Source organism: Lysinibacillus sp. DFXJR4, assembly GCF_057196045.1.
Genome location: NZ_JBXUNW010000005.1, coordinates 68,827 through 84,441 on the forward strand (window position 1 = coordinate 68,827; position 15,615 = coordinate 84,441).

Sequence of the window (15,615 nt, forward strand, 5' to 3'; positions counted from 1 at the left end):
GAGAAATGGCCTTAACTCATATAAAAATTGCAAAGGATTTACAAGAACTAACCTCACATGGAACGAAGGCATTTCCAGTTGCTTTGTATGAGACGACTATGCGACTAGAAAGCTTAGATTTTTTGCCATTGCATTGGCATAAAGAGATTCAATTCGTTTATGTGAAAGAAGGTCGTATAGAATATCGAGTAGGAGGGGACGTTTTTATACTCGAAGAGGGAGATGGACTATTTATTAATGCTTTAGGGTTGCACGAGGCAAAGCCATATGAAATAAATCTAGCAAGAATTTACTGTCTCAATGTGGACCCAATGTTGCTAGGAGGACATGAGGGAAGTGTATTTACCGAGAAATATGTAAAACCATACATTACAAGTAATCGCTTACCTTATGTAAGGCTTTCAGGTCATTTAGCACAAAAGGTAAAAGAGATTGCAGCCATATTACAAATGCAGAATGATTTTTATGAGTTAAAGGTTTGGAGAGAGCTTGTAGCCATTTGGGAAGCTATGCTAACGCAATCCATGCTGACCATTGAAATGCTAGAACCTGCGAAAATTGTCCAGCATGAACGTGTGAAGGAAATGCTGGATTATTTACATGTGAATTATGCAGAGAAAATAATATTGGAGCAATTAGCTGCACATGTTTATTTAAGCAGGGAAGAATGCAGTCGTTTGTTTAAAAAAATGGTGGGTATGTCACCATTCAGCTATTTATTACAGTATCGTCTTCGTAAAAGTTTGCAGTTATTACGAGATAGTGAGCAATCTATCACTACCATTGCATCAACAACAGGATTTAGTACAGTTAGTTATTTTATAGAAAAATTTAAGGATTATACAGGATTTTCACCATATGTCTATCGCAAAAGATTTTGTAGAAGATAATATATGAAAAATTTTTGACAAAATAGTAGCATAAAAACACCTATTTTTGATGGAGTCATTGACAATTATAGCCACAAATAATAAGGTGATATTAATAATAAAGATAGCTTTACTATTAATTTTGCTTTAATGATTGAATTGAATGAAAATGATAAAAGATGAAGAGAATCTGTATCGTCTTATTCAGGAGATAGAAAAAGCTGTCTTTACAATGAATTGCCATTTTTATTAAAATACATCAAGAATGATTGACTGAAAATGATTTTAATCGAGCTTGTTGAAAAAATAGCTCTGTGACCTTGGACAAATGGCTAATTATATGAATATTACCTCTAGCGCTGTAGGACAATTGATTTGTAAATTAGAGGAGCAGTCTTATATTTTTCGAAGCCTCAATTCTGAAAATCGTCGAGAAATAATTGTCCAACTAGATAAAAATGTTTTGGGATATATTGTAATTTTTTGAATATTATCTAAAGCAAAAACTGAATAAATTGTTGCAGCTAAAGGAGATTATTCAGAAATTTTGTCAAAATGTGTTAGAGGAAGGATTATGAATGAAGAACAGGTAAGTAAAGTAAGGAGTGATAATGTATGATTGCTTTAAAGAAAAAGCAAAATGTATGGCTAGCTTTTTTATTAGTCGTTCTTGCCAGTAATTACACACTTTATAACACGGGTTTAGGTTTATCCATTTTACCAGCAGAATCAAAAGGGGTAGTTATTGGTTCGTTAATTGATTTCGTTATTGTTATGCCGATTTTATTTATGCTTTATAAAGGTAAGTACTCTGTAAAACAAGCCATTCTTTTAGCTGCTGCTGGTTGTATTGTAGCTCGATTTATAATTCCAATCGATCATCTTCAGCCATTTGTAGCCATTACGTGGGCTGGGTTTGTGATTGAAGGTTCAATTATTCTATTAGAAATTTTGCTTATTGTGACATTTGTCCGCTATATGCCTAAAATTCTAGCGGATGTAAGATTAAGTAATCTACCAGATTTGTTCTCCTTTTCAAAAGCAGTTGAAAAACATGCACCAAAGAATTTAATTATCCAAATGCTGTGCGCAGACTTTTTGATGCTTTACTATGCTTTCGCAAGCTGGAAAAGAAAAGAGCGTTCGGGCTTAACCTTGCATAAGAGTTCTAGTTATATCGCCTTCCAGATTATGCTTATTCATGGCATTGTTATTGAAACAATTGGCATCCATTGGTGGCTACATGAAAAGTCTATGGTTCTCTCTATTATTTTGCTTATTTTAAATGTCTACTCCGTTATATTTTTTATAGCGGATATGCAGGCTGTTCGTTTAAATCCTGTGCATGTTACAGCTGATAAGTTATATTTATCATTAGGTTTAATGAAACGAGCAGAAATTCGTTTTGATAATATTGAAGCGCTTATTGAGGATAAACATGCATTAGAAGGAAAATTATCGAAAGATACTATTGATTTTGTGGCACGTGATTTCGATGAGGCGTATCCTCAGTTTATCTTAAAGCTGAAGGAGCCTATTGATGTTACGTTTATGCTAGGCATAAAAAAGAAATATCACAATGTCGCTATTAAAGCAGACCAAAAGCAAGAATTGAAAACAATTCTTGTCCAAGGGATGGGAGTAAATTCATAAGTTCTACAACAATTAATTTTATTTCTAGGCTGTACGATTATAAATCGTTCAGCCTTTTTCGTATATCTTTATACTTAATGCATTTCATTTATGCCGTTCAATTGATATACATCGTATTTTTCCTTCTATGGATATATTCTCATGTCATTTATAAAATTTACATACTATTTAATCAGATTTTAACCTTCATCTTTTATAGTGATTTATGTATAAAAGTAGAGGAGTGTTATTTTTGAAGTTAGTTAAAACAAACATTGTTGATTTACAGGAAGGATTGGTTCTTGGGCAGGATTTATATGTTGAAAATCGTTTGTTGATGAAAAAGGGAAGTGTAATAACAGCAAGAATTATAACATTATTGAAAAATCGCCATGTTCACGATGTTTATATTCAGACACGGATTGTAGAAACAGACCTTCAAGCTGAACAGGATGGGCTGTTAGGTGTAAAACTGCACGAGAACACCATTGTAAATAGTGAGACAGAAAATTCTCTTTTTCTACAGGCATTAGGAGAATTGAGCACGGAGATTCGGTATGGTCATGTATTAAAAAATATGGACGATATACTATTTATACGCAATTTATTTCAACGCTATATGGAAAATGGCCATTATCGAAAACTGCTCAATACGTTAAAAGATTATGACACATACACATATATGCATGCTATCGATGTATTTACATTATGTACTCTCTTTGCTAAAAAAGAAGGCATACAAAATTTAGAACATTGTGCGCTTGGATTTTTATTTCATGATATTGGGAAGGTGAAAATACCACTGGCTATTTTAAAAAAAGAGGGAAGACTTTCACCTAGTGAGTTTGAAGTTATGCAGAAGCATACACAGTTTGGCTATGATTTATTGTGCGATTTAGGACTTGTATCCATTGCTTATTTAGCTAAGTCACATCATGAGCGAATCGATGGCTCCGGGTATCCAGACGGACTAGAGGAGTCTGATATACCTAGAGAAGTTTTCATATTACAGCTAATCGATATTTACTCAGCTCTTACATTAAATCGACCCTATAAACGCGAGGTCGGAGCTGCAGAAGCAATGGCAATTATTTATAAAGAAAAGCATCTTCTTGATGAAAAGCTTTTGGTCAGATTTGTCGATTTTATTGGTATTTATCCCAAAAATTCAATTGTGTTATTATCTGATGGTTCTCATGCTCTAGTAGATAATGTCAATAATATGTATCCACTCCTTCCAATTGTAAGAAGGCTAGATACAAATACAGTCTTTAGGTTACCATTTGATTTTCAGCTTAAAGTAGTCAAGTTAATTTCCTATTACGTGGAAACACCCGAAAAGCTATTCCAAAAATTCTCTGAGTATTTAATAAATGGTGAAATAAATTTAATGGAAAAGTACTATCGGCAATTGATGGATCAGTATACGTTCGCTGAGTGCTTTACTAAGATCTATATCCCAATCTACCAAATTTTTGAGGTAATTGAACAACAACTAGTCATGGAGGATGTCCGCTTAAAGGTTGTGCGTTCAACTTTAAAGGAACTCCTGAATAATATGCTGCTTCAATTACGAAGTGAAACTAGAAAAAATGATGCTATACTTTTTATAGTTGACCAAGATTTACGAACAAATATTTTTATTCAGTTATTAGAAGGACTATTTTATGCAAAAGAAATTAATCCGTTCCTACTAGATATCTCAACTAGTAAGGAGGAACTTTTGAACATCGCAGATTATTGTGAGGCAACTGCAATTTGTGTATTTAGTAATGAATATCTTGACCTTCATGGAACTACTCGGAAATTAGAGCAGTACCATATCCCTCCAGAGAAGTTAGAGAGCTTTGTCTTCAGCTTTGCTGGAGCTTCACATAAAGAAGTGAATTTAAAAGATAAATTACAAAAATATAAAGCGGTTACAAAATTAATCGCTACATAAATGAATAAGGGAGGCACATATGGTGAATGATTGCATACTTTTACAAACAAAAGAAGATTGGAATTTGCAAAGAATGTATATTAATAAATTCAAGAATTTAGTACTAGTAAAAAGTATTCATCATAATTCAGCCGAAAAGAGAGCTAGACTGCAATATGAATTTTCATTGTTTGCGAAAGAACAAAATCCGTGGTTGTTAAAGCCAATAGCCATTGATTATATTGACAATCAATACGCAATTATTTATGAAAATTTTAATGGTGTACCCCTACATGAGTTTAGAAATAAGCATATTTCTTTGCATCAATTTTTACAAATTGCACTTGAACTTGTGAATGCCTGTATTAAAATGCAACAAAGTGATTTACTCTATCTTAATTTGAATCCTAGCCAAATATTAATTAATCCCAATTCATTAAAGGTAAAATTACTAAGTTCTGAATTTAGTTTAAAATATGATGCAGAATCTCCCGTCATACTAGAAAATCTTTATGAGCGACTTGAACAGCTACCATATTATGCACCTGAACAAACCGGAAGAGTTAATCTAGAAATTGACCATCGTTCTGATTTATATGCGCTTGGTATTATTTTTTACGAAATACTCAGTGGGCAATTACCTTTCCAAAAAAAGGATTCTGTTGAGCTTATCTATGAAATTCTAACAAAAGTGCCGAATTCATTGGTAAATCTTCAGCCTTATCCGCATCCTATTATTTGGAATATAATAGAAAAGTTATTAGCGAAAAATCCAGAATTACGCTATCAAAGTGCTGTTGGGCTAAGAGAGGATTTATTACAAATTCAACATAAACTGTTAATAGATGAACCGTTTCATGATTTCCACTTAGGTGAATATGACATTCATTTAAATGCGGTGCTTTCTACAAAGTACTATGGTAGAAAGCACCAAATCATGGACCTTTCTTCTATGTTTCATCAGGTGGTAAATGGCGAAAAAAAAATAGTAATGATTTCTGGCAAAGCTGGGTCTGGGAAATCTAAGCTTGTTTATACATTAAAGGGTGACATTGCTGCTGCTAAAGGGTATTTTGTAGAAACGAAGTATGAGCAATTACAGCTAGAAAATGACTTTACAGCCGTTGTACAGCCCTTAAGAAATTTATTGAAAATCGTTTATTTAGAAGGTGAGAATTCTGTTCAAGCATTACGAAAACTATTTCATGATGTAAAGTTAATGGTTACAGATCGACTTGTTCATTTACTACCAGAGCTTCGATGGTTTTTTAAAGAAGCAGCAGGTTTTCGGACAGATGTACGTGAAAATGCCAAACAGCTGCATACGTATATATTTAGTTCATTGCAAAAGATTCTATTAGCCTTTGCCATGCAAAAGAAGCCAATTGTATGGTTAATGGATGATTTACAATGGGCAAATGCTAGTACACTTGAGATGATGACCCAACTATATGAACAACATCGAGCAGGCTATTTAATGTGGATAACTACTTTTCGATCAAATGAGGAGGGGGATTTAAAAAAGAATTACAAGTGCTTGAATAACTTCCCATCCAATCAGCATATAGAGATAAATCCTCTTGAGGAAGATGATGTACGGTTATGGCTAGAGGAATCATTGCATGCAAAATCAACTACCATTAAAATAATTTCTACCCAATTATTTCGTTTAACAAAAGGAAATCCGTTATTTGTGAAAGAAGCTTTTCGTTCCTTACAGCAAAGTAATACCATCTATTTCAATACCGAAACAAAAGAGTGGCAATTTAGTATTCATAAATACAATCAGTCCTTTTTTAATAATGAATTATTGACTTTTATTGAAAATAGAATGGCGACTCTCGATAAAGACGCTCAGGGGATTTTAAGAATTGTCTCTTGTTTTGGCCAAAGCTTTGAGTTTAGTTCCTTATTAAAGCTAGTTTCCATTTCAGCCCAAGATTTGCTGAAACTTTTGGGTACACTTGTAGAGCATGGCTTTATTGTACCAATGGATGCCCATTTTAAATGGGCTAGTAAGTTTGAACATGAGGGTATTTTACATACATTTCATATGAAGTTTCAGTTTGTACACGATCGTATTCAGCAGGTAGCCTATCAAGATTTATCTGACGAAGAACGGACAAGGCTTCATTATCAAATTGGAAAATTATTAACGAAAAATATCCCGAATATAGTGGATAGTTATCATTTAAGTGAAGTGGTGAAACATTTTAACTATGGTCAGCAATTGTTGAATGCTGATGAAAAACAAAATTTAGCAATATGGAATTATAAACTTGGTATTGCGGCAAAAAGAATTGGACTGTTTGACAGTGCCATCTCCTTTTTAACGACGAGTATAGAGCTGCTTCCAGACAATCATTGGCAGTCTTTTCGTGAAATGTCTGTAAAAATATATGCTAACTTAGGAGAGTGCGCATATTTAGTTGGACGTTATGATGTATCAGAATTTCATTTAACAGAAGCGTTGCGGCATTCAAAAACAGTTTTAGAAAAATTATTAATTTACAATTTAAAAACTTTACTATACATTGAATCAGACAATCATACGGTAGGAATTGAGGCTGGCATAAAAGGCCTACAAATTACCAATATGAATATTGCTGAGAACCCCTCAAAAATTCAACTTTTAAAGGAGTATTTATTATTAAGAAAAGCTTTGCACAATAAATCTGATATAGATCTTTTAAAGTATCCTCCTATTCAAGATAAAGAAATGGATACGTTAATCCATTTGATTATCAATATGACGGCAAGCACATTTATGCTTAATCCTAATTTAACGGGAATTTTATTAATGAGAGGGTTGCGATTACAGCTTAAATATGGGAACGGAACAAAAAGTGGAGTTGTCTATATTAACTATGCCATGCTTTTAAATGCTGGCTTCAATAATATTCAAGACTCTGCACGCTTTGGAAAAATAGCCATCACCTTTGCTGAGAATGAAAATAATATTTACATCAAGGGCCGTATTTATTTTGTCTATGGCATATTTATTAATCATTGGACAAATCCATATGAATCCAGTCTTCAATATATTCAAAAGGCTCAGCACAATAGCCAGGAAATCGGCTTGCATCATTTGGTCTCTGCTGCTTCTTGTTTTATCGTGGCCATCCAATTCATTAATGGAACACCTATTCAGGATTTACAGCAGGAAATTGAGCGCCAACAACAGGAGTTTTCCATTCATGCCAGTGCATTATCAATAGATTTTTTAGCTGAAATGGGGTTATGGATGAATGTGCTTCAAAACCCTAATTCCTCTATTGATTGGGCATATCCCTTTGCTATATTAGACCAGCCCATTATTAAAATGATGCATTATTCTATTCGATTGAAAATGTCATTTTTATTGGGGGACGATCAGCATGGAAAAGAGTTTATGGAGATATTAAAGGTGATAGAGAAAGAAATATATACTTTGCCAATCACGCCAATTTATTATTTTTATCGTGCTCTTTGGCAGTTTCATTTTATTCATCAAAAGCTATATTCCTCGAAAACAGAATTTAGAACATATAGGATGGAGATTAGTAAAAGTATTCGTCAATTTAAAAAATGGGCTCAATATGCACCTGAAAACTATGAGCATCTCTATTGTTTATTAATGGCTGAAAATTATCGAATGAAAAAGCAGGGCGAGAATGCCATACTTTATTACGATCGGGCAATTCAGCTTGCACAAATGAATAATTTTCTTCAAGATGCTGCTATTTCTTATGAACGAGCTGCTAATTACTATCATGCTATCAATCATAAAAAAACAGCGAGACATTATATTTTATGTGGTATACAGATAATAAAGGAGTGGGGGGCCAATACGGTTGCTAGCCATTGGGAAAAAGTGTATCATGCCAATCACGTACCAAAAGGCCAACATATCGGAACAGTATCATTTGATATGATGACTGTCTTCGAAACGACTCAGTCCTTAGCAACAGAAATACGGATGGAGGATTTGCTTCGTAAAATATTATTTGCCTTATTAAAACATGCTGGTGCAGATGTCGGGTATTTTATTCATAGACATCATGAGCAATTACAAGTGTTAGCACAAGCTGAGGCCAATGAGACCAAATTTACAATATTTCATGACCATAAGATTGAGGAATTCAGTGAAACCATGCAATCCATTGTCTATTTTGTATTACAAAGCGGAGAGCAACTAATTATTCAAAATACACAAGCACAGAGTGTTTATCTTAGTGCTTTCTCAACTGCTAAGTCTATTTTATGTGTACCGATTCATCTTAAAGATGAGATTATAGCCATTTTATATTTGGAAAACACATTAATTACTAATGCCTTTCATCCAACACATGTGAATTTGTTAAAAATGATCTCTGGACAAATAGCCGTATCGATTGAAAATGCAAAAATATATGGTGAATTAGAAAAACGTGTTCTTTCACGGACAAAGGAATTGGATGAAACAAATAGTCATTTGAAAAAGGTCAATGAACGATTAGAGAAAAATGAATTAGAACGGAAAAAATTATTGCATAGTATTTCACATGAACTACGCTCACCCATTACTTCAACGCTAGGTTATATCGAATTAATATTAGACGGGGTTATTAAAGAGGAATCAGAACAAGAAAAATATTTAATTCGAAGTAAGGAAAGATTGCTATCGTTAAATGTTTTAATTCAAGATTTATTTGATTTAGCTAATCTAGAAGCGGGAAGAGCAGAATATACCTTTATAGAAGTAAGGGCCATTAATCTATTTCAACAATTTCGCTTCCGTTTTGAACGAGAGATAAAACAACTGGGCTTAGACTATTATGCCGATTTTTATGGTCATCAGGAGGCACAACTGCTAATTGATCGTGCCCGAATCAATCAGGTGATGGAAAATTTAATGACAAATGCCATGAAATATACTTCAAATGGCAGTATTCAATTTTTAATGTATGTGGAGGACACACATTTAATCTGTTCAATTTCAGATAGTGGCATAGGTATCCCACAGAGCGATATTCCCTTTATATTCGATAGTTATTATCGAGCATCCAATGTTGATAAAGTGGATTCACACGGAATTGGCTTAGCCATTTGTAAGCAAATTGTGGAACAACATAATGGGGAAATATATGTGGAAAGCATAGAGGGTGAAGGGTCCATATTTAGCTTTACATTGCCTTTGGTAATAGAAAAAATAAAGTGTTGAGCATTTTTCACAGCTCAGCACTTTATTTTTTATAAACAAATTGGTAGCCGAAGCCCCGAACAGTTTGAATCCACTTAGGCTTAGCTGGAACGTCCTCAATTTTTCGTCGCAGTGTACTAATATGGACAGAAACTGTTTTTGAATCAGTTACACCATCCTGACCCCAAACATTATCTATCAGTTGGTCTACACTAATTACCTTATTGGCATGTTCGATCAGAAAAAATAGTAGTAGCTTTTCTTTCGTAAAAAGATTTAAACGTTTTCCGTTTTTATAAACATTTTTTTCATCAAAATGAATGACTAAGTTATCAATATGTAATATAGGATTTCTTATGGATGTCGTCTTTCTTTTTAAGTTTGCTTGTATACGAGCGAGTAATTCTTTGGGAATAAACGGCTTTGTTATATAATCATCTGCACCTACTTCAAAGCCTTCTAGTTTATGGTCAATTAAGTGATTAACAGTTACAAAAATAATAATAGCATCCGACACTTCACGAACCCTTCTCGCTAATTCAAAGCCATTGCCATCAGGTAAATTAACATCCAATAAAATTAAATCAGGCTCTTCTTTGATTACTGCCTTCCAACCTTCGTAAATGGATGATGCCTTGAAAACTAGGTAGTTTGCATTTGCAATTGTAAGAGATAGAACCTCCATAATGTCAATATCATCTTCTATGATTAAGATTTTCTCATTTACCACACCCATGAATCTCCTTTCTCCATCTTCTAATATATCAATTTTTAGATAGAAATGGAAAGAAAACTTCTAGGACATTCGTTATTTTTGACTAGGAAAAATCACATATGAAATACTTATAATGGCATCAATAGTTAATACGATGCCCCAAACTTTCATCATCTGAAATAGGGAAGATGTGTCAGACTTAGATCCAATATAAAGTGCCATGATAGACAAAAGTCCAGTGCCAATGAGAAAAGCTACTACATGGCGAATCAGCATCTTTATCTCATGTTTCCCTTTTGCAGATCCTGTAAGACGTACTTTCTTATCCCCAGTTTTTAAAAACCAACGCTGAAATTGCTCATCTGCCCAACTAATCATAGTTTTACCATAGGCGATTGAAACACCAATATAAATAGCAGCAATCCCATGTGAGATAGATGCGGGGGTACCTGCTTTTAAATCTATCGCAGTTAACAATATCAGTAAAGAATCGATACCTAATGTTAAGGAAAACAAGAAGAAACTTAGCTTGGGTTTTTTTAAAATATAGCGGGCAACCAACCCAAATAAAATGACTATCCAAAATGCAATTTCTGCTGCAATAATCCATGCAATCATAAAAAAACCTCCAACTAATAAACTAAAAAACATATTCTCAAGCAACTTAGAAGAATCCAGCAAATGTAACCACTTTAATCCAGTTGGGCAATTGCAAGAAGTATATCCTCACTGACAGCTTCCCAAAATTGCTGCTGTACAGTACTACAATACGTATATAGCTCTTTATTTTGAAGATGATTATAGAGTTCGTCAATTACTTCCTTCTGAAAATGGAGCCGATGATTTAATATTTCTCGCTCTTCTTCCAGACAAAAGGATTTATATATATCTATTAGACGCTCTAGCTTTGCTAGTTTTTGTTTCGTAACATCATATTGAGTTTGATGAAAGCGTCCAACAGCTGTGGTCATAGATCGCTTTGAGCGATGCTCTGCATTCAACGTTCGATATTCTTCCAAACGTAACGCCGCACGGTACCAAAATTCGTAACGGCTAGGTAAGTCTCTGAGCTCGTAGGTAAGCAAGGACTTTAAAATACATGCTACTTGTTCATATGTATCTAACAATTTTTCTGATTCTTTAAAAAGGCCAAACATACAGCCACCCCCGTTTAGTTTAATACAACACAAAAGTAGTGAAATCCTCTAAATTTTTAATAGTATTCAAAAATAATTAAACATTTTTTTAGCAACCGTACGGGTAACGCTAGATTTTGCTATATAAAGGTAAGGTTTTAGTGTTTCTTTGCTATTGTGAAACTTCTGTTTTTGGAAGAAATTATTGAAATAGCATTTACAAAATAAAAACATATGTGTTAACTTAATATGTATCTTTGGTTAACTGAAAAGGGGGAGGTTAACGATGCAACATTTTTGGATTGTTGGGACAGATACTGATGTCGGTAAAACGGCTGTCACCACATTGCTGATGCGACAATTTCAGCGACAAAATCTTCGCGTCACGCCTTTTAAGCCTGTACAAACTGGTGAAGTACATGAAAATGATCATTCCTATTACTACGATACAACAGTATATGAAAAGTATTCATTACAGGTGCTAAGGACAGAAAGTTTGAATGGGTATTCGTTTAAAGAGGCAGCTTCACCACATTTTGCTGCACAACTGGAGGTACAGCAAATTAATGTGCATTATTTACTACAGCAAATACAGGTGCTACAGCAATCAAACGATATGGTAATTTGTGAGGGAGCTGGTGGACTTTTTGTGCCTTTAGATTTACAAAAAAAAATAACGCTTCTTGATGTTATCTTGCAAAGTAAGCTTCCAGTTGTTCTTGTTACTCGAACAACACTGGGAACAATTAACCACACATTACTAACGATTGAGGCTTTGCATACGCGTAATATTGATATTCTGGGCATTGTATTTAATGGAAATTCAGGGAGTTTGATAGAACAAGATACTATGAAAACCATATTACAGTTTCATGATTTGCCTTATGCAATTATCCCGCAATTCCAAGAGATTGGGCAGCTTGTTGATTATTCCATTTCTCACACTTCATTGTTTGAAAGGTTGGTCAATGATGAAACAAGTGTTAACTGATTTACAGGCGAGAGATTTAAGGCATGTTTGGCATCCTTGTTCACAAATGAAGGATTATGAGCAATTTCCACCAATCGTCATTAAAAAAGGACAAGGTGTATGGCTCTATGATGAAAATAATCATCGCTATTTAGATGCTGTCTCCTCCTGGTGGGTTAATTTATTTGGGCATGCTAATCCTCGAATAAGTCAAGTATTAAGTGATCAGGCATTTACATTAGAGCATACAATTTTTGCTAATTTTACACATGAACCAGCGATTAAAGTAGCTGAAAAATTAGTAGCTTTAACGCCAGAAGGTCTGAATAAAGTATTTTTTGCAGACAATGGCTCATCCGCGATAGAGGTTGCATTAAAAATGAGCTTTCAATATCATATGCAAACGGGAAAAACGGCAAAAAAACGCTTTTTGGCTTTAACAGATGCCTACCATGGTGAGACACTTGGCGCTTTATCTGTTGGTGGAGTTGGGCTTTATAACGAGGTATACCAACCTTTGTTATTAGATACCTTACGTGCACAAGGGCCAGATTGCTTTAGATGTCCTTTTCAAGATAAGCCAGAAAGCTGTCATGCTCAATGTATTCAGTATGTTGAAGAAGAGCTTCATGCGCATCATGAAGAAATGACAGCTGTGATTATTGAGCCACTTATTCAAGCAGCTGCGGGCATGAAAATGTATCCGCCAATCTATTTAAAGCGATTGCGGGAGCTTTGTACAGCATACGATGTTCACTTAATTGCTGATGAAATTGCCGTAGGATTTGGACGAACAGGAACCGTATTTGCCTGTGAGCAAGCGGAGATTTCGCCAGATTTTATGTGCTTGTCAAAGGGTTTAACAGGTGGCTATTTACCACTATCCGCAGTATTAACCACTGATGTTATTTACAATGCCTTTTACGATGATTACGGAACAATGAAAGCATTTTTACATTCTCACAGCTATTCTGGAAATCCGCTTGCATGTCGTGTAGCACTTGAGGTATTGACAATGTTTGAAAAGGAACAGGTTATCGATATGATTCAAAATAAGGGAGAACGGATGCGAGCGTTAGCACTGGAGGCATTTGACCAATTACCCTATGTTGGAGAGTATCGACAGATAGGGTTAGTGGGTGCGATCGAGCTAGTCGCCAATTATCGGACAAAGGAGCCATTCCCAAATGAGGCACGTATTGGCTATCAAATTTATCAACGTGCTTTAGCAAAGGGCTTACTGATTCGCCCACTTGGCAATATATTATATTTTATGCCGCCTTACATTATTTCTGATGAAGAAATGAGATTTATGATTCATACAACAAAAGAAACGATTGTACAATTTTTTGAGGAGTGGGAGGGCATAAATTGTTTAAACGACAATCAACACTATCCCTCGTCATGATTGCGATGTTTGCAGCTTTAACGGCAATTGGTGCATTTATTAAGATACCGTTACCAGTAGTGCCCTTTACACTACAAATTATCTTTGTTTTTTTAGCTGGAAGCTTACTTGGTAGTCGTAATGGATTTCAAAGTCAGCTCGTTTACATAGGAGTCGGTTTAGTTGGATTACCTGTTTTTACACAGGGCGGAGGCATTACCTATGTATTGCAGCCAACATTTGGCTACCTCATCGGCTTTGCACTAGCAGCATTCATCATAGGATTCATCATTGAGAGAATAGATTCACCAACGAAAAAACATTTTATTGGTGCAAATATTGTGGGGCTTATTATTATTTATGCGATTGCGGTACCTTACTTATATTTATCAATGAATTTCTGGCTCCATTTGCAAACGAGCTGGTCTCATATATTTGTAGTTGGTTTTTTAAATAGTATTGTTGCAGATTTTTGCTTAGCTTTAGCGTCTGCACTGTTAGCCGAACGCTTATATAAGGTATTTCAGTCAGTAAGAACAGTGAAAATCATGCAAGTAGAAAGGGAGAATGTTTAGTGAATTGGTTACAGTTAGCAGAGGATGTAATTGCAGGTAAGGTGATTAGTAATGATGAAGCACTTGCCATTTTAAATAGTGATGATGATGAACTATTAAAGGTAATGGATGGTGCATTTGCCATTCGTAAGCATTATTATGGGAAAAAAGTAAAATTGAATATGATTATGAACGCGAAAAGTGGCTATTGTCCAGAGGATTGTGGCTATTGTTCCCAATCATCTAAATCATCTGCACCGATTGAAAAATATCCATTTATTACGAAGGAAGAAATTTTAGAGGGTGCAAAACGAGCATTTGACAATAAAATTGGCACCTATTGCATCGTGGCAAGTGGACGTGGGCCAACGCGGAAGGATGTCAATGTTGTCAGTGAAGCAGTCACTGAAATTAAAGAGAAGTATGGCTTAAAAGTATGTGCCTGTCTTGGCTTATTAAAAGAAGAACAGGCACAGCAATTAAAAGAGGCGGGGGTAGATCGCTACAATCATAATTTAAATACGTCAGAGCGTCATCATTCATACATTACTACATCGCATACCTATGAGGATCGTGTGAATACGGTAGAGATTGCAAAAAAGCATGGAATTTCGCCTTGCTCAGGAGCAATCATTGGAATGAAGGAAACAAAAGAGGATGTGGTCAACATTGCTCGTGCCCTACATCAATTAGATGCTGATTCGATCCCAGTCAATTTTTTAAATGCTATAGACGGCACAAAGCTGGAAGGGACAAAGGAGTTAAATCCACGTTATTGTTTAAAGGTTTTAGCATTGTTCCGTTATATAAATCCAACAAAGGAAATTCGTATTTCTGGTGGTCGTGAAGTCAATCTTGGGTCCCTTCAGCCACTGGGAATGTATGCGGCAAATAGCATTTTTGTAGGAGATTATTTAACAACAGCAGGCCAAGAGGCAAATAGCGATTATCGTATGCTTGAGGATTTAGGCTTTGAAATTGAATTAACAAAAAAGCAGGAAGAAGTATTTTGCTAAGTACATGCTTATGAAATAAAATCTACTACTACAATTTAATGGGCATGTATGTGATAAACCGTATGGTCATCGTGGGACGGTGCTAAAAACTAAAACGGAACTTTTATGCTCAAAAGTTCCATTCAAAAAGAATTTCTGATTGCCTTACAATAATAGTTTTTAGCACCTTTTCCACCAAAGCTCTTTTTTCTATAAAATCCATTGTGTTAAAATTTATTAAACATTTTTGTATATCGCTTATTTCAATATTTAGC

At 34.8% G+C, this 15,615-nt stretch carries 12 protein-coding genes; 9 read left to right on the forward strand and 3 right to left on the reverse strand.

The annotated features are described in order from the left end of the window. Nucleotides 1–5 precede the first annotated feature (5 nt). The 5 genes from AC2CGN_RS13000 (at nucleotide 6) to AC2CGN_RS13020 (ending at nucleotide 9,604) form a co-directional block, all read left to right on the forward strand. Nucleotides 6–890 carry an AraC family transcriptional regulator gene (locus AC2CGN_RS13000; protein ID WP_484514241.1) on the forward strand — a complete coding sequence of 295 codons (885 nt, stop codon included), beginning with the start codon at nucleotides 6–8 and terminating at the stop codon, nucleotides 888–890. A 307-nt stretch (nucleotides 891–1,197) separates the two neighbouring features. Continuing rightward, nucleotides 1,198–1,356: a hypothetical protein gene (locus AC2CGN_RS13005; protein WP_484514243.1), complete on the forward strand. Its 159-nt coding sequence runs from the start codon at nucleotides 1,198–1,200 to the stop codon at nucleotides 1,354–1,356. 128 nt (nucleotides 1,357–1,484) lie between these two features. Continuing rightward, on the forward strand, nucleotides 1,485–2,522 hold the full coding sequence (locus AC2CGN_RS13010) for a beta-carotene 15,15'-monooxygenase (RefSeq protein ID WP_286924248.1): 1,038 nt from the start codon (nucleotides 1,485–1,487) through the stop codon (nucleotides 2,520–2,522). A 232-nt stretch (nucleotides 2,523–2,754) separates the two neighbouring features. Beyond that, nucleotides 2,755–4,443, forward strand: a complete 1,689-nt coding sequence (locus AC2CGN_RS13015) for an HD-GYP domain-containing protein (RefSeq protein ID WP_484514245.1) — start codon at nucleotides 2,755–2,757, stop codon at nucleotides 4,441–4,443. A gap of 22 nt (nucleotides 4,444–4,465) precedes the next feature. Beyond that, complete coding sequence (locus tag AC2CGN_RS13020; protein WP_484514247.1) at nucleotides 4,466–9,604, forward strand: ATP-binding protein; 5,139 nt, start codon at nucleotides 4,466–4,468, stop codon at nucleotides 9,602–9,604. A 22-nt stretch (nucleotides 9,605–9,626) separates the two neighbouring features. Here AC2CGN_RS13020 and AC2CGN_RS13025 read toward each other — a convergent pair whose 3' ends face one another. From AC2CGN_RS13025 to AC2CGN_RS13035, 3 genes are all read right to left on the reverse strand, one after another. Then, nucleotides 9,627–10,319 (reverse strand): response regulator transcription factor, encoded by a 693-nt coding sequence (locus AC2CGN_RS13025; protein ID WP_484514249.1) that lies wholly within the window; start codon nucleotides 10,317–10,319, stop codon nucleotides 9,627–9,629. 72 nt (nucleotides 10,320–10,391) lie between these two features. Next, nucleotides 10,392–10,916 (reverse strand): hypothetical protein, encoded by a 525-nt coding sequence (locus tag AC2CGN_RS13030; protein ID WP_429989980.1) that lies wholly within the window; start codon nucleotides 10,914–10,916, stop codon nucleotides 10,392–10,394. Nucleotides 10,917–10,990: 74 nt separating this feature from the next. Next, the gene (locus AC2CGN_RS13035) at nucleotides 10,991–11,455 is read right to left on the reverse strand and encodes a hypothetical protein (protein WP_484514251.1); all 465 of its coding nucleotides are present in this window, start codon (nucleotides 11,453–11,455) and stop codon (nucleotides 10,991–10,993) included. Nucleotides 11,456–11,720: 265 nt separating this feature from the next. On the opposite strand from AC2CGN_RS13035, the gene bioD reads away from it, so the two are divergent. From bioD to bioB, 4 genes are read left to right on the forward strand one after another with little or no spacing between them, the layout of a single operon-like run. Then, the gene (gene bioD, locus AC2CGN_RS13040; RefSeq protein ID WP_429985593.1) at nucleotides 11,721–12,425 is read left to right on the forward strand and encodes a dethiobiotin synthase; all 705 of its coding nucleotides are present in this window, start codon (nucleotides 11,721–11,723) and stop codon (nucleotides 12,423–12,425) included. After that, nucleotides 12,406–13,812, forward strand: coding sequence for an adenosylmethionine--8-amino-7-oxononanoate transaminase (gene bioA, locus AC2CGN_RS13045; protein WP_484514253.1), 1,407 nt, complete (start codon nucleotides 12,406–12,408; stop codon nucleotides 13,810–13,812). Before bioD ends, bioA begins: the two co-directional genes overlap by 20 nt. Continuing rightward, entirely contained in the window at nucleotides 13,776–14,366 is a 591-nt protein-coding gene (locus tag AC2CGN_RS13050; RefSeq protein WP_429985592.1) for a biotin transporter BioY, read from the forward strand. The genes bioA and AC2CGN_RS13050 overlap by 37 nt, the downstream gene beginning before the upstream one ends. Next, nucleotides 14,366–15,361 (forward strand): biotin synthase BioB, encoded by a 996-nt coding sequence (gene bioB / locus AC2CGN_RS13055; protein ID WP_283868527.1) that lies wholly within the window; start codon nucleotides 14,366–14,368, stop codon nucleotides 15,359–15,361. The genes AC2CGN_RS13050 and bioB overlap by 1 nt, the downstream gene beginning before the upstream one ends. Nucleotides 15,362–15,615: the final 254 nt, after the last annotated feature.